Here is a 14,791-nt window from a genome sequence, read left to right as displayed (position 1 = left end):
ATAGAGCCTATGGACACCCGTCAACTTCTTTATTTCCGTGCCGTTGTAGACAATGGGTCCTTCACCCATGCCGCCGCAGCCCTTGAAATGACCCAGCCCTCCCTGAGCCTTTCCATCCGCAAATTGGAAAAGGAGCTCAATACCCAGTTGCTCTCCCGCGGGCGCTCGGGCGTAACCACCACGGAGGCGGGTGATTATGTCTATGACACCGCCCTCAAGGTCGATGCCCTGCTTGCCGATGCCCAACGCCACATCAGCGAAATCACCGGCGATAACGCCAATACCGTGTCCCTGACGTCGTGCCCCATCTTAAACTGGGAATTTACCCCTTCCGTCCTCTCCGAGCTCACCGAATTCCACCCCTCAGCCCGCATCAGCCTGGATGATTCCACCGCCGCCACTGCCATCAAGCGGCTCTTGGAAGGCCAGGTGGACCTCGCGCTCTTGCCGACGTCCGACCCCAAAGCCTTCATCCGCCGCTACTCTCCCGAGCTCACCATCCACGACGTCGCCGAATTCGACTACTCCCTCGCGGTGCCAGAGGCCATGGCAGACCTTCCTTCCCCTGTCTCCTTGCAGGACTTGCGCGAGGAAACCTGGCTGGTGCCTCCCCACTGCCGCGAGCTTCCAGGCATGGCGGAGCTTTACGATGACCTGTGGGAGAACCACCCCTCCTACAAGCCGGATCACATTCAAGACGTCGCATCGCTGCATGCCGCCATCCCGATGATTTCCAGTGGCTTTGGCATCAGCTTCATGCCCCGGTGCGCCCCCGCGCTGCATCCGCAGGGCATCGCTAAACTAACGGTCAAAGAGGATCTTCCGCGCTTCCATGCCATCTTGGCCTATCGCTCCGACCGCGAACTTACCCCGGCCGCCCAAGAATTGGTCGACATTTTGCGCTCGCACGATTCCGCCCGCCCCCTGGCTTAGGAATCGCCGTGGCTGTGGGCTAATATGAGTGTGCTGTCCAGCCCCCATAGCTCAGCGGATTAGAGCAGTGGGTTTCTACCCCATGTGTCGCGGGTTCGAGTCCTGCTGGGGGCACCGCAGCTCAAGGCCACTTTCTGACGGATTAACACCGCGAAGAAAGTGGCCTTTGGGCACACAATGGGCACAATCCTTTGAAAATAACGTATCGCAACCGGAAGTGAACGCGCTTAAATCTTCCGGATAAAGATGACCGTATCTGTCCTTCGTAATGGTTACGCTCGAGTGTCCAAATATCATCTGAAGCACTCTAGGATTTGCCCACCCTTAATTGCCAGCGATGCCAAGGTCTGCCGTGAATCGTGCGGTGTGAAGAGAGTGCCGAATGGAACATATCCGAAAGCAGTAGCCCACAGTCAAGATGCCTGGATCACCACACGAAATTCGGCCATAAGCTCCGCCCGCGAGGTCCCTACTTCAACCCAGGACTACTGCAAAAATGGGTAGGACGGGGAAAGATAGAGTTAAAACTCAACCTCTCTGCCCCAGCAACTTATCCGCTTAGGGATATTATTCGGAACCTACAGAACTGACATGGACTTCATAAAGACCAAGCCCGACCGAGATTCATTCACCTGGAATCAGGTACACAAAGTCGGAAGCAATCTGCGCAAAGGCACCCCGTACGACGAGGAGTTACTTCTTCGATTCCTCGAGCACCAAGCCGTTCTCTGCGACGCTCTGATGGAAATAGCAACCAACACAGTCAGATGCCTAATTTATCCATTAAATGAACAAGAAGGATCGATCAGGCCTGACTCGGGCGATTATGTATTTGCCGCCAGGGTTAAGACATTCGGCACGCTTATAGAAAAACTTCGGAGGATGCCAACATATCCGCTGGAAAACATCTGGGACGTGTCAGGGCTTAGGTTTGACTGCGATTTAACCCTATCCGAGCAAACTAAGATAGCTGAACTTTTTAAGGAAGATTTTCTAAACGCCGGTGCAACCAAGGTCGAGATTAGTGACATGAGAGAGAATGCGCACTCCGGTTACCGAGCCATACATTTGCACCTTGTCACCCCTGCGGGGCGCGCTGAGTTTCAAATAAGAACAGCCATGCAGGCCCAATGGGCGAACCTCTACGAGGTCGCAGCTGATATCTACGGCAGGGACATTCGCTACCTGGAATTTGGTGCGAAACCGAACCCCGCGGCTCGCACGGAGATGGAACTTCTACATGAGGCTTCTGGCACTGTCCATCAAGCGGAGAGAGTCGCTGATAGTGTCTTCATCCCCTTTAGCTCCACGAGGCGAGTCGGCCCACTGCATTCGGAAATTCGTCAGCTGAGGAGCCGTGCTTTTGGCATACTCGAAGATAGACTTTCGGAATTAGTTAAAGTACGGTCAGATATCGCGCAGAAAGGAAAGTGACAAGCTCCATGCCAGCATTCTTGATTGAATACCATCGCAAAAAGGGCACTGTCCGATGTGAAAAGTTCGATTCACTCTCCGCAGCTACGCGTGAACGATTGCGTTTAGACCGATCCAATAATGACCCGGATATGGAAATTGTGGCGGTTGCTAGCGCGAGTGAGGAAAACCTCCGCCAGTCACACTCCCGATATTTCTCCGGAGCGTAGCAGTCACGGGGAGCTGAATGGCCGCCTGATGGCCTATTAGGAGGCCCCTCGAAGCTCTATATGCCTGTGAAGCCTCGAGACTTTTTCGCAGCATGCCGGCTTTTTGTCTACGCTGGGGTCTTTAGCAAACGGCTCCTTCGAAAGGCTCGACAATGTCACTTCCGGCACCATCTCGTACCTCCTATGCCCTGGTTACGGGCGCTAGTCAGGGCATCGGCAAGGCGATGGCCCACGATTTTGCGGCGATGGGCTATAACGTCATCCTCGTTGCCCGGCGCGGCGAAATCTTGGAAGACATAGCCGCAGAACTTGAGCGCCGCCACCACATTGAGGCCAGTGTCCTGCCCGCGGATTTGGCCACCGATGAAGGGGTCGAGGTAGTCATTGACGCCATCTCCTCCAAGGAAGTCTCCATCCTGGTCAATTCCGCCGGCATCGCCAGCTTCGGGCCCTTCATGGACCAGGACTGGGGCTACGAGTCCTCCCAATTCGCCTTAAATGGCACCGCCGTGCACCGCCTGACCCGCGCCGCGCTGGAACATATGCTCCCGCGGCGTGCGGGCGCCATCTGCAATGTGGGCTCAACGGCCGGCAATATCCCCATCCCCAATAATGCGACCTACGTCTTTACCAAGGCCGGGGTGAATGCGTTTACGGAGGCGCTGCACTATGAGCTCAAGGGCTCTGGCATCAGCTGCACATTGCTTGCTCCTGGGCCGGTGCGCGAAGCGACCATCGCCGAAGAGGACCAGACCATCGTGGATAAGGTCGTGCCCGATGCGTTGTGGACCACATATGAGTCCTGCTCCAAAGAGACCATCGCGGCCATGCAAAAAGGCCAGCGACGCGTGGTCCCTGGCCCCTTGTCAAAGGCGATGAACGTGGTCAGCAAGGTGCTGCCGACCCCAGTCATCGCGCCGCTCATTGGGCGGTTTTATTCCCAGATGGGCTAGCTTTCCGCATTCTCGCCGGCGGCTTGCTTGCTGGCGGCTTGTGCCGCCGTGCGGGCGTTTTTGCGGTCCACCCAGAAATCGGCGTTCTTGATGCCCACCGCTTCTGGGTCGAATTCCGGATCCTTGCCCGCCTTCTTTTGCTTCTCGTAGTCCTTCAGGACCTTCAGCGCCGGCACCTGCAGGAAGAGGATGGCGATGATATTTAGCCATGCGGTGGTGCCCACGCCGATATCGCCCAGCGCCCAGGCCGAGCCCGGAGTCGTGGTAGCACCCACGATGACCGAGACGATAATCAGGATGCGCAGCGCCCACACCAGGCCGCGGCGAATCGGGCGAGACTTGACCCAACGGTTGAAGTAGGTCAGGTTGACCTCGGACATGTAGTAGTACGCCAGCACGGTGGTAAAGGCGAAGAAAGCAATGGACACGGCGATAAACGTCGGGCCCCAGCCGGCAAAGACGCTATCGAGGCCGGATTGGACGAAGCCGGGGCCGACCGCGACGTCATCGGGAAGCGAGCCCTGGTAGACAACCTCGCCGTCCTCGGATTCGCCGCGGAAGACGGTGTACATATCCGTGGAGATGATCATAAACGCCGTAGCGGAGCACACGAAGAGGGTGTCGATGTACACGGCGAAGGACTGCACGAAGCCCTGCTTAGCCGGGTGGGAGACCTCCGCGGCGGCAGCGGACTGCGGGCCGGTACCCTGGCCAGCCTCGTTGGAGTAAATACCGCGCTTGACACCCCACATGATGGCCACACCCAGCATGCCGGAGAACCCGGCCTCGAGGTTGAAGGCAGACTTAAAGATAAGGCCAAAGACCTCTGGAATCTGCGAGTAGTTGATGAGCATCACGACGATGGAGATGCCGATGTAGATCACGGCCATAAACGGCACGACCAGGGTGGCGAAGTTAGCGATGCGCTTGACACCACCGATAATGATGATGGCCAAAATGCCGGCCAGGACCACCGCGGCCCAGGTGGAGTTAATACCCCACGCGGTATCGGCCGCTGCGGCCACAGCATTGGCCTGAATGCCCGGCAGGAAGTAGCTGGTGGCCAAAATCATGGCGATGGCAAAGAGGATGCCATAGACCATCATGAACGGCGCGGCCTTGGTGTGCTTATACGCTTTTTCGATGTAGTAAGCCGGGCCACCGCGGTACTCGCCGGTGTCCTGGTCCTTTTCTTTATAAATCTGCGCCAGGGTGCACTCAATGAAAGAGGTGGACGAGCCCAAAAGCGCCACCGCCCACATCCAGAACACCGCACCCGGGCCACCGAAAGCGATGGCCGTGGACACGCCGGCGATATTACCCACGCCCACACGGCCAGATAGCGAGACCATCAGCGATTGGAACGAAGAAACACCGTCATCGGATTTTTCGCCCTTGGAAATTTGCCGCAGCATATCCGGCAGGCAGCGGACCTGCAGGCCCCGCGTTACCACGGTGAAATAAACACCCGCACCCAAGCACAAAAACACGAGGGCGGGCGACCAAATTATGGAATTGAGGGCATCGAGAAAGTTTGCCATCGAGAAACTCCTTAGTCATTCGCACCTCCCTTGTGAAGCACGATATAGAAAGTATGCCGTAAATCACTTCCCAGTGTCGGTAAAACGATAGGTAAATTTTTCTTTTTGCTTTGCGGGGTGCGGATCGGGGCGCGCGGAGGGCCCGGCCGGCCGGGGTTAGAATGGAACGCATGTCTTCTCCCGAAATCGCCGCAAAATACGATCGCCTCGTGTGGATCGACCTGGAAATGACCGGCCTCGACCCAGAGCGCCACGTCATCGTCGAGGTAGCCGCCGTCATCACGGATGGCAACCTCAACATCCTTGGCAAGGGCATCGATCTCGTCGTCCACGCCACCGAAGAGGAACTATCACAGATGGATTCCTTCGTCACCGAGATGCACGCAAACTCCGGCCTCGATAAAGAAATCCGCCAGTCCACCACCACCATCCGCGAGGCCGAGGACGCGGTGCTGGCGCTCATCAACGAGCACTGCGAACACCCCGCTCCCCTGGCCGGCAATTCCATCGCCACCGACCGCACTTTCATCCGCGCCTACATGCCGCGGCTGGATGAGGCGCTGCACTACCGCATGATCGACGTCTCCACCATCAAGGAGCTCGCCCGGCGCTGGCACCCGCGGGCCTACTACAACCAGCCTGATAAGGGCATGGCCCACCGCGCGCTGCAGGACATCATCGAGTCCATCCGCGAGCTGGATTTCTATCGCCGCAGCGTCTTTCGCACCGATGAGGGCCCAACTTCTGCCGAAGCCGAGACCCTCAAGGCCGAAACAACCGCCGATTACCAGGCGTTTTTGTAATTTACGCGGCGTGAGTTAACCTATATCTCGTTGCTTTCGCGCAACGATGGTGGCTGTAGTTCAGCTGGTAGAGCACCAGGTTGTGATCCTGGTTGTCGCGGGTTCGAGTCCCGTCAGCCACCCCAATGTCATGAGTCGCGACATGCTTGACAGGTGAGTCGCGACATCGTTGACAAACCGGCATCTCAGTTTCTTTTTGTTCTGGGATGCCGGTTTCTTCTTATTCTGGGCCTAGGGGTGGGTCTCCTTGTTTCCAGTAGGGCTTTTGGTAGTTGCGGCTGGTGTCGATGTAGTGTTCGGTGATGACTTCGCCGGTTTCGGCTAGTGATGTGATGACGTGGTTGTCGGCGATGACCATGAGGATTTTCTGTCTTTTCCATTTGCGGCCGATGCCTAGGTGGAAGAGTTTGCCGGCGTAGCGCACGGTGGTTTTGCCGTTGTCCCAGACGACGTCGTTTCTTGTGCGCCATTCTTGTGTCGGGTTGTGGGCTGGGTTGGCTTTGGTGCCGGTGGTGTAGGCCTGGTGTGGGGTGCGTCGGCCTAGTGCTTTGTGGGGGCGTGTGGTGTTGTAGTAGTCGCGGAATTCATTGAGGAGTGTCTGCAGGTCAGCTACGGTTTTAGCGGGTGGTCGGGCGTTGATCCATTTTTTGAGTGTTTGGTGGAAGCGCTCGATTTTTCCTTGGGTTTGGGGATGGCCTGGTCGGCCGTTTTTCTGTTGGATTTTGTTGGCGTTGAGGACTTTTTCAAAGGCGTTTCGTCCGCCTTTGCGTCCTGCTAGGCGGGCGGTGAAGACGAGGCCGTTGTCGGTGAGTGTGGATGCTGGTGGTCCGTATTCTGCTATCAGGCGTGATAGTTCCTCGGCGACTTGTGTGCCGCTAAAGGCTGCGGCTGCGGTGATTGATAGCAGGTAGCGGGAGTGATCGTCGAGGAAGTCAAGGACTTCGATGCGGGTGGTGTCCGCTAGGTACAGGTGGGTGATGTCAGCCTGCCAGCATTCGTTGGGCATGGCTGCTTCGAAGCGGATGAAGGAGCTTTTGGGCTTCTTTTTTGGTGCTGGGGTGATGAGTCCTTCTTTTCTTAGGATGCGGCGGATTGTCGAGGTTGAAGGGACGCGTTTGCCGTCTTGTTGTAGGTGGTAGGCAATGGTTTCTGGACCTGCGTCGAGTCCGTGACGGGTGAGCTGTTTACGGATTGTGATGATGTCTTTGCACACGGTGTCTGGCACGGCTTGGGGGTGAGTGCGTGGGGCGCGGGATTTCGGCGCGATGGCGTCTGTGCCACCGGCATCGAAGGCATGAAGGATTTGGTAAACGCGTTGGCGAGAGATACCGAATTGCTTGGCTACTTGTGATGGGCTGCGCTTTTGCCCGCGGACTGCTTTGACGATGGCGAGGTTACGGTTGGGACTGTTCATAGTGTCAAACATGTCCCGACTCACCTGTAAAACATCACCTGACACGGTAAGGGTGGGCTAAGTGTCAAGTTTGTCCCGACTCACCTGTCAAGCATCAGGACTGCCTTCGCAGGAACAGGGTGTCAAATATGTCGTGAACTCAGACACCGTCAGCCACCCCAAACTCCCGAGCCCCGCGCTCGGGATTTTTTATATCTCCACCACCATTTCCTCCGAGCGGGCCCTCCCCGCGAGATCCGGCATGTCTCCGGTAATCAGGAACTCATCGACGCCCAGTTGCTTGCCGATGCCCCTTAGTTCCTCCCCAACTTCCCCCACCTTCCCCCAAATATCGTGACTCAGAGACTCGTCGATGCGGCGCTGCTGTTGGCTCGTTAGCCCCTCCAGGTCCAATTCTCGGGCCGGGCGCAGCGGCGCGAATTCCCCGGTGGACTGGGCCATGACCTTTGCATAGGACTCAGGCAGCAAAAGGTCGCGCGCTTGGTCCGCGGTATCGGCTACGGCGATATTGAGGGAGGAGATGATAGGTGGGGCATCGGCAAGCGCATGCTCGCGGTAGAGCCGCGCCGCCTTTTCCTGCATCGCTACGGGCCCGCCCAGGATGACGCCCAATCCCAGCCGCGCGGCCACCGTAACCGACCGAAAGCCGGCGAGGATATAGAGGGGCGTGCCCGCGTACTCGGGCCGCACCGTGACCGCCTCCTCGCCGCGCAGGTAGCGCAGCAGGGTCTCGACCTCGTTCTCGAACTGCGGCTTGAGCTCCAGCGGATCGCCCTGGCGCAGGGCCTTGCGCACCGGCGCCGTAAAGCCCACCGAGGAGCCCAGTCCGATATCGATCCTGCCCGGGTACAGCGCCTCCAGAAGGTTGATTTGTTCCGCGACAAGAAACGGCGGGTGGTTGAGCAGCATGATGCCTGCGGTCCCCACGCGAATGCGCTGCGTGCGCGCCGCTACGTGCGCGGCCAACATGCCCGGCTGGCCCGCTGGGATGCCCGGCACGCCGTGGTGCTCGGCCAGGAAAAACCTGCGAAACCCCAGCCGCTCCACATGCTGCGCATGCTCGGCTATCCCATCGAGCGTGCCCGCCGCCCCGCGGTCCAAAATAGAAAAGCGCATGGCCACCACTGTAGCCATGCGCCTAAAGGTTGTGCGGATTATTGATTAGCGTCCGCGTTGCCCTTGGACCATTCCTCCCAGGACAGGTTCCAGTCGCCCAAGCCATCCATGGGATTGAGCGTCTCGCCATAGGTATTGAATACGCGGACGATATCGCCGCGCTTGACGGTGTTCTGGAACCACTGCGCTGCCTCTGGCGTGACGTTGATGCAGCCGTGGGAGGTATTGGAGTTACCCTGCGCCCACACGGACCACGGCGCAGAGTGCACGTAAATGCCCGAATAAGACATCTGGGTAGCCCAGTCCACCTCGGTGCTGTACCCGCCCGCATCGTGCGGCAACCCGAAGGTCTCAGAATCCATCAAGAGCGACTGGTGCTGATCTCCAATGACATAGCGCCCGTTCGGGGTGTCGTATTGGTAGTCGCGGCCCAGCGAAACCGGAATGGTGCGCAGGAGCTCCTTATTCTTGTAGACCTTCATGGTCTTGGTGGCGTTATCCACCAGCGCGACGGTGCGATCCCCAATGGTGAAATCCGTCCCCGTATTTTCCCCGCCGTAGATTCCGCCACCGAGGTCCTTGCCGTACTGATCGACCTTGACCTCAACCTTGGTGCCCGGCTCCCAATACTCCTTGGGTCGCCAGCGCACCTCTTGGTTATTCACCCAGTAGAACGCGCCTTCTACCTCTGGGTTGGTCTTAACCGTAATCGTGTCCTCTGCCGCCTTGCGATCGGTGATATAGGTACCGAAATTGACGCCGATGACCTGGCCCACGCCCACCTCGGAGCCCGGGATAGGCGTCATCGCCACCTGGGCGACGCCCGCCGCCTGAGACGTAGAAAAGCTCAGGTTCTTCTTATTGCCGTCCTTATCGGAGGCAACGATGGAATAGGTGTGGTTATAGCCAAGATCCTCGGCCGTAGTCCACTTCTTGCCGTCCTCAGAAAGCTTTTCTTCAACTTCCACGCCCAGCTCATTGGTCATGGTCACGCTCTTGAGCTCGGTGGTGGATTCCACGGTGACGGGCTTGGATGGATCGACGTCTTCTGCCCCATCCTTCACGGAAGCCGAAAGCTTCGACTTTTCTTTCTGCTCAGATTTCTCTGCTGAGCTCGAGGTAGTTTCCTTATCCTCCGGGCGGTTTTCAGCGGCGGAATCAACGGAGCACGAGGCTACTACCAGGGAAATGCACGCAATGCTCGCAGCAGCAATGCGGCGGGAATTAGAGAGGGAGTTAATCACTAAGTAGACCTTAGAAACACAGTAGTTCTTTCAAGACCAATCCAGATTATCGCCTTGCCACCCCAAATACCAGAAACAAGCGCACCATTGTCCAAACTGTTATACTCCCCCGAAAACACGCTATGACCAGGCGATTTTACAGTTTTTCAACCGGGGTGCTAAAGTTTCTACTCGTTGCACAGAGAGCCGCACGGCAGGACGTCAACACTGCGCCATTAGCTCAATTGGCAGAGCAACTGACTCTTAATCAGTGGGTTCGGGGTTCGATTCCCTGATGGCGCACAACAGCGAAATCGCGAGGTATATGCCTCGCGATTTTTTCGTTTTCAAAGTTCGCTTTCAAAGCTAGCAAAAAGGCCGAGCATCTCGCTCGGCCTTTGCTTGTTTTACTGCTTATTCACGCGCTGGGGCGCGACGACGGGAACACCGCGGTGCTCCACGATGTCTGCCTCTACCCCATAGACGCTTTCCACCAGCTCGCACGTGAGCACGTCTCCAGGCGCGCCCTGGGCGCGAATATGGCCCGATTTCAGCACCACCAGCTGGTCACACATGCGCGCGGCCAGGTTGATGTCGTGAATGGCCACCAGCCCCAGGCTGCCTTCCCGCCTAGCCTTCTCGCGCACCTCCTCGAGGACGAAGAACTGGCGATGCAGGTCGAGCGCGGACGTCGGCTCGTCCAAGAGCATCAGGCCCGGGTTGCCCACCAGCATCTGCGCCACGGCCACGAGCTGGCGCTGGCCGCCAGATAGCTCGTTGAGGTAGCGCGAGGCAATGGCATCCAGCCCCATCGCGTGCAGCACCTCGGCGCTGCGGGTGATGGGATCCTCGCATGCTTCCCGACGCGCCGCGATAAGCACCGTCTCAAACGCCCGCAGCGCCGCGGTGCTGGGCAGGTCCTGCGGGACGTAGCCGATGAGTTGGCGGCGGCGCTTGCCCCGCGGGCTTTCGCCATCCACCAGAAAATCCACCTCGCCCTTGTACCCGCGATGCACGCCGGCAAGGGACTTGATCAGCGTGGTCTTGCCGGAGGCGTTGGGCCCTAGCAGGCCAACCAACTGGCCGCCTTGCAGCGTATCCACGTCGACCGCTTCGAGCACGGTGTGCTTGCCGTAGGCCGCGCTTATGCCGCGCAGGGTAAGTTCTACGTCCACAGCGCCCTCCTTCGAGTCATCACGATGGCGATAAAGAACGGCACACCCAAAAGCGAGGTCACGATACCAATCGGGATGGCCAGACCCGGCTTAATCATCAAGCTCGCCGCGTGCGCCGCGCACATCACGGCCGCACCTGCGGCCATGGAGGCGGGCACGAAATAGCGCTGGTCCTCGCCCACCAGCATGCGGGCGATGTGCGGACCTACCAGACCGATGAAGCCGATGATGCCGGCGAAGGCCACCGTCGTTGCCGCCACGAGGGAAACCACGATGAGCACCACCACGCGCAGCCGGGCGGTATTAATGCCCATGGCGGCAGCGCGGGCATCGCCAAGCCGCAAGGCCGTAAGCCGCCACGACAGCGCCCACAAAATGGGCAGGGCAACCAGCAGCACGCCCGCAAGCACGCCGTTGGCAACCCAGTTGGCGCGCGTGAGCGAACCCATGGACCAAAAGACGATCTGCTGCAGCGCCTCGGCCGAAGACTGGTATTGGATAAGCGCGAGCATGGCCTGGAAGAAAAAGACCAAACCAATGCCCAGCAGCACCATGGTTTCTGCCTTCGCGCCGCGGATGATGGCCGCCACGACGATGATCGCCGTCGCCACCGCCGCCGACAGCCACGCCACCAGCGCCAGGTTGAACTGCGGCTGGGTCAGCAGCTGCCACTTCAGCACGATGGAACTAGCACCACCGAAAGCCGCTGCGGCGGAAATGCCGAGCGTAAACGGCTCCGCCAGCGGGTTATTCAAGATGGTCTGCATCTCCGCGCCGGCCAGCGAGAGGCTGACGCCGATGAGCAGGGCCATGACGGCCATCGGCAAGCGCAGCTTCCACAGCACCGTATGCGTCTGGTCATCCAGGCTCGAGGGATTCACAATGCCCCTGATGACCTCGCCGGGGCTGATGTCGATGGCGCCGACGAAGTTGCTGACCACAAACGCCACCGCCGCGATGAGGCACAGGCCCGCGACGATGCTAATGCGCTGCCAGGTGAGCTTTTTGTGTTGCTGCGTAAGGGCAGCTACCTCCGCGCTTACCATTAATTCGTGCTAAAGAAGGTTCCCTCGCCAGCAACCGGCGAGTACTTTTCTTGCGCTTGCATCCACTCCTTGTCGACGTCCATATCCTCATACGCCTCCGGGTTGATCCACTTCGCGATCTGCAGCAGCGCTAGGTAGTTGAACGGCGAGTTGTAGAACTGGTGCCACATGCTGTGCAGCTTGTGCTCCTTGACCGCGCGCAGGTTCTCGAAACCTGGCTGGTTGCTCGGCAGCTTGGCGATGCTCGCCTCTGCCTCATCTTCGCCGATGCCATAGCCCACCGCGGCGTAGCCGACGGGGTTGCCCTCATCGTCCTTCTTCTCGGACCAGTCGCCGCCGGTCGCAATCACCATGTCTGGGTCCGCCTCGAGGACCTTTTCCGGGGTCACGGCACCGACCTCGCCTGGAATGATGCCATCGGCTACGTTCTCACCGCCGGCTTCGTTCACCAACTGCGCGATATTGGAGTTATTCCAGGAGCCACAGCAGTCCATGACGCCGGCCGCGCGCCAGACGAAGGTCTTGGGCTTATCCTTTACCTTGTCCGCGCGCTCCTTGACCAGGTCCACGGTCTTTTGCCACTCTTTGTTGAATTCCTCGGCGCGCTCTTCTTTGCCGAAGATCTCACCGAAGATTTCCATGGACTTGGTGGTGTTTTCCAGCGGCTTGGCGCGGAAATCGGTCACAGCGTACTTAAGGCCCGCCTGGTCCATCTTTTCGGTCAGGCCCGCCTCTTGTGAGGCGTCATACTGGTCCTTGGACAGCACGATGAGGTCTGGGTCCAGGCTCACCAGGTTTTCCACGGTGACATCGCCCTTGGAGATAGCACCAACTTCCGGCAGTTCAGTGACCTTGGGCAGCTTTTCTTCCAAGACGTTGTAGTAGTCCGGCACGTTTTTCTTCAGATCGGATCCGATGCCCACGACTTTATCCAGCGGGTCTTCAGTGTTGAGAATGCCGGTAGCGAAGAGGGAGCGGCCCTCGCCCAGCAAGACGCGCTCGGGGGCCTTGTCGAGTTCTACGTCGCGGCCCGCGAGGTCGGTGAAGGACAGGGCGGCATCGTCGCTGCCGCTGCTGTTATTGGTGTTGTTGGTTTCTTCGGCGGCGCTGCAGCCTGCCAGTGCGGTGGCGGAGGCCGCTACCACGGCCAATACCTTGGGGAATCTATATGCCATTTTGAGTCCTTGGTCGATCGGGATCCTCGATACGAGGATAAGGGCGAACCTATCCTAGCCTAACCAGGTAAGGTGACCCAAACCTAAACTGCTTCCTCGGCAATTGCGTAGTCTTCCGGCTCGCCCTTGGGCACCTCGGTGCCATCCGCCATGGTGCGATCTTCCAATTCGCCATCCGGATCCACGATGGCGATATCGAAGCCGGCCTCGCGGATGCGCCGGAGGCCTTCCTTCAGCATGCGCCGGCCCATCCGGTTGGATCCGGTGATATGAGATAGCTCCAGCACCACCGTGCCCTCGCCGAATTCGCATTCGGTGAGCTGATGCAAGATGGTCTCCGCTGCGTTGAAATTGATAAGCCCCTGCAGGAAGATCACCGTGAGGTCGTCCTCGGTTTCCATCCTGCGCACCGGGTGCACGCCGTAGCGCTCATCCGTGGACATCAAGTGCAACCCCATATCCTTCGACAGCAAGGTCAAGGCATCCACTCCGCGGACGGAATTGCCCTCCTTATTAAGCCGCGGCGAGAAGGTCGCGACCCCCAATTGGCCGGGCAGGGTTCCCAGGAGGCCGCCCGAAACGCCGGATTTCGCTGGGATTCCGACCTCGGCCATCCATCGCCCAGCGCCGTCGTACATGCCCGCAGAGCTCATGACAGAAAGCGTCAGGCGGCAGACATCGGCATCGAGGATCTTCTCCCCCGTCACCGGCTGCGTGCCACCATTGGCCAGGGTGGCAGACATCACGGCGAGGTCGCGCACCGTGACCTTAATCGAGCACTGCTCCACGTAGGTCGACACAGCATCGTGGGCCTCGTCCTGGATGATGTCGTAATTGCGCAGCATGTGCGCCAAAGACAGGTTCCTATCGGAAACCTGCAGCTCGGAATCGCGCACCTTTTCATCAATCTTCAGCTCGCGGCCCGCCAGCCGCGAAAAGTAGCTGCGCAGCTGCTCCACGCGCTCGGCGGGATCCGAATCCACGCCGTTAATCAGCTGCGTTACCGCAATCGCGCCCGCATTGATCATCGGGTTCACCGGCCGGTGGTCATAGCGGTTCAGCGAAAGTTCGTTGAAGGCCTCGCCAGACGGCTCCATACCAACGATCTCACGCACCGCATCCAAGCCGAGCTCCTGCAGCGCTAGAGCATACGCAAAGGGCTTCGACACGGACTGCAAGGTAAATTCCACCTCTGCATCGCCAGCGGAATATACGTGCCCCGTCGTGGTGCAGATGGCCACGCCGAGGTAGTCCGGTTCCGCCTTGGCGAGCTCGGGAATATAGTCCGCCACCGCGCCGCTGCGGTTTCCTCGCACCTGGGTCAAAATTTCCTGCAAATAAAAAGGAATTGGAGTTTTCATCGCAACTTAGCATACGAAAAAAGCCCCCACGGCGCGCGTGGGGGTAAGGCGGGGAAAATTAGTGGCGCTCAGACAGCAAGCGCTGCAATTCCTTCAGGTCGCTCTTGCGGCGGCGCGAGCGGAACACGGAATAGGCGATCAGCCCAGCGACGGCCGCGCCGACGCCACCGAGCACCAACTGCACGTTGCGGTCCTGCAACTTTTCGGTGGCGGCGTTCTTGGCGTCATCGACGAGGTTTTGCGGCTTGCTGCGATCCGCAATTTCATCCAGGGTGCTAGCCAGCTGACGCCGGGTGCGTTCGATATCGCGTTGAATATCTTCAATATTGCGTGCCACGGAATTCTCCTCTTAGCTTAAGTTTCGCTCTTAACGAGCTTATCTTACCGTGCAGGGCCTCCCCCGCGCAG

13 protein-coding genes and 3 tRNA genes are annotated in these 14,791 nt (G+C 58.8%); 7 read left to right on the top strand and 9 right to left on the bottom strand.

The genetic code is table 11. From position 1 onward, the window contains the following. The first annotated feature begins 9 nt into the window (after positions 1–9). From ACP8KU_RS02390 to cmrA, 4 genes are all read left to right on the top strand, one after another. Positions 10–933, top strand: a complete 924-nt coding sequence (locus ACP8KU_RS02390) for a LysR family transcriptional regulator (protein ID WP_232018254.1) — start codon at positions 10–12, stop codon at positions 931–933. Positions 934–973: 40 nt separating this feature from the next. Beyond that, positions 974–1,047 (top strand) — tRNA-Arg (locus tag ACP8KU_RS02385). Between the two features lie 477 nt (positions 1,048–1,524). Further along, positions 1,525–2,367, top strand: a complete 843-nt coding sequence (locus ACP8KU_RS02380; protein WP_484483913.1) for a hypothetical protein — start codon at positions 1,525–1,527, stop codon at positions 2,365–2,367. Between the two features lie 361 nt (positions 2,368–2,728). Next, complete coding sequence (gene cmrA / locus ACP8KU_RS02375; RefSeq protein ID WP_484483912.1) at positions 2,729–3,529, top strand: mycolate reductase; 801 nt, start codon at positions 2,729–2,731, stop codon at positions 3,527–3,529. Here the strand turns inward: cmrA and ACP8KU_RS02370 are convergent. After that, positions 3,526–5,070, bottom strand: coding sequence for an alanine/glycine:cation symporter family protein (locus ACP8KU_RS02370; protein ID WP_284631060.1), 1,545 nt, complete (start codon positions 5,068–5,070; stop codon positions 3,526–3,528). The genes cmrA and ACP8KU_RS02370 overlap by 4 nt on opposite strands. A 161-nt stretch (positions 5,071–5,231) precedes the next feature. Between ACP8KU_RS02370 and orn the strand changes: the two genes are divergently transcribed. Together orn and ACP8KU_RS02360 are read left to right on the top strand one after the other, a co-directional pair. Next, positions 5,232–5,873: an oligoribonuclease gene (gene orn, locus ACP8KU_RS02365; protein ID WP_284636482.1), complete on the top strand. Its 642-nt coding sequence runs from the start codon at positions 5,232–5,234 to the stop codon at positions 5,871–5,873. Between the two features lie 49 nt (positions 5,874–5,922). Then, a tRNA-His gene (locus tag ACP8KU_RS02360) sits at positions 5,923–5,998 on the top strand. A gap of 95 nt (positions 5,999–6,093) precedes the next feature. Here ACP8KU_RS02360 and ACP8KU_RS02355 read toward each other — a convergent pair. The 3 genes from ACP8KU_RS02355 to ACP8KU_RS02345 form a co-directional block, all read right to left on the bottom strand. Beyond that, on the bottom strand, positions 6,094–7,287 hold the full coding sequence (locus tag ACP8KU_RS02355; RefSeq protein WP_484483824.1) for an IS481 family transposase: 1,194 nt from the start codon (positions 7,285–7,287) through the stop codon (positions 6,094–6,096). Between the two features lie 189 nt (positions 7,288–7,476). Beyond that, positions 7,477–8,421, bottom strand: a complete 945-nt coding sequence (locus ACP8KU_RS02350; protein WP_484483911.1) for an MsnO8 family LLM class oxidoreductase — start codon at positions 8,419–8,421, stop codon at positions 7,477–7,479. 20 nt (positions 8,422–8,441) lie between these two features. Next, positions 8,442–9,647 (bottom strand): L,D-transpeptidase, encoded by a 1,206-nt coding sequence (locus ACP8KU_RS02345; RefSeq protein ID WP_023016992.1) that lies wholly within the window; start codon positions 9,645–9,647, stop codon positions 8,442–8,444. A 209-nt stretch (positions 9,648–9,856) separates the two neighbouring features. On the opposite strand from ACP8KU_RS02345, the gene ACP8KU_RS02340 reads away from it, so the two are divergent. Then, a tRNA-Lys gene (locus ACP8KU_RS02340) sits at positions 9,857–9,929 on the top strand. A gap of 104 nt (positions 9,930–10,033) precedes the next feature. Here ACP8KU_RS02340 and ACP8KU_RS02335 read toward each other — a convergent pair. The 5 genes from ACP8KU_RS02335 to ACP8KU_RS02315 form a co-directional block, all read right to left on the bottom strand. Then, complete coding sequence (locus tag ACP8KU_RS02335; RefSeq protein WP_023016991.1) at positions 10,034–10,801, bottom strand: ABC transporter ATP-binding protein; 768 nt, start codon at positions 10,799–10,801, stop codon at positions 10,034–10,036. Then, the gene (locus ACP8KU_RS02330) at positions 10,792–11,847 is read right to left on the bottom strand and encodes a FecCD family ABC transporter permease (RefSeq protein ID WP_005284482.1); all 1,056 of its coding nucleotides are present in this window, start codon (positions 11,845–11,847) and stop codon (positions 10,792–10,794) included. The genes ACP8KU_RS02335 and ACP8KU_RS02330 overlap by 10 nt, the downstream gene beginning before the upstream one ends. Beyond that, positions 11,847–13,022: an ABC transporter substrate-binding protein gene (locus ACP8KU_RS02325; protein WP_484483910.1), complete on the bottom strand. Its 1,176-nt coding sequence runs from the start codon at positions 13,020–13,022 to the stop codon at positions 11,847–11,849. Before ACP8KU_RS02325 ends, ACP8KU_RS02330 begins: the two co-directional genes overlap by 1 nt. Before the next feature lie 83 nt (positions 13,023–13,105). Next, the gene (locus ACP8KU_RS02320; RefSeq protein ID WP_005277820.1) at positions 13,106–14,383 is read right to left on the bottom strand and encodes a glutaminase; all 1,278 of its coding nucleotides are present in this window, start codon (positions 14,381–14,383) and stop codon (positions 13,106–13,108) included. A 58-nt stretch (positions 14,384–14,441) separates the two neighbouring features. Next, positions 14,442–14,720: a DUF3618 domain-containing protein gene (locus tag ACP8KU_RS02315; protein WP_005277817.1), complete on the bottom strand. Its 279-nt coding sequence runs from the start codon at positions 14,718–14,720 to the stop codon at positions 14,442–14,444. Positions 14,721–14,791: the final 71 nt, after the last annotated feature.

Source organism: Corynebacterium sp. LaCa_282 (assembly GCF_057198125.1).
Note: the sequence above shows the minus strand (reverse complement) of the source record. Positions and strands in the feature narration are given on the sequence as shown.

What these genes read in the sequence shown, in the direction of transcription:
- ACP8KU_RS02390 (WP_232018254.1), top strand. Translation starts at nt 10, where the DNA reads ATGGACACCCGTCAACTTCTTTATTTCCGTGCCGTTGTAGACAATGGG.
- ACP8KU_RS02380 (WP_484483913.1), top strand. Translation starts at nt 1,525, where the DNA reads ATGGACTTCATAAAGACCAAGCCCGACCGAGATTCATTCACCTGGAAT.
- cmrA (WP_484483912.1), top strand. Translation starts at nt 2,729, where the DNA reads ATGTCACTTCCGGCACCATCTCGTACCTCCTATGCCCTGGTTACGGGC.
- ACP8KU_RS02370 (WP_284631060.1), bottom strand. Translation starts at nt 5,070, where the DNA reads ATGGCAAACTTTCTCGATGCCCTCAATTCCATAATTTGGTCGCCCGCC.
- orn (WP_284636482.1), top strand. Translation starts at nt 5,232, where the DNA reads ATGGAACGCATGTCTTCTCCCGAAATCGCCGCAAAATACGATCGCCTC.
- ACP8KU_RS02355 (WP_484483824.1), bottom strand. Translation starts at nt 7,287, where the DNA reads ATGAACAGTCCCAACCGTAACCTCGCCATCGTCAAAGCAGTCCGCGGG.
- ACP8KU_RS02350 (WP_484483911.1), bottom strand. Translation starts at nt 8,421, where the DNA reads ATGGCTACAGTGGTGGCCATGCGCTTTTCTATTTTGGACCGCGGGGCG.
- ACP8KU_RS02330 (WP_005284482.1), bottom strand. Translation starts at nt 11,847, where the DNA reads ATGGTAAGCGCGGAGGTAGCTGCCCTTACGCAGCAACACAAAAAGCTC.
- ACP8KU_RS02325 (WP_484483910.1), bottom strand. Translation starts at nt 13,022, where the DNA reads ATGGCATATAGATTCCCCAAGGTATTGGCCGTGGTAGCGGCCTCCGCC.
- ACP8KU_RS02320 (WP_005277820.1), bottom strand. Translation starts at nt 14,383, where the DNA reads ATGAAAACTCCAATTCCTTTTTATTTGCAGGAAATTTTGACCCAGGTG.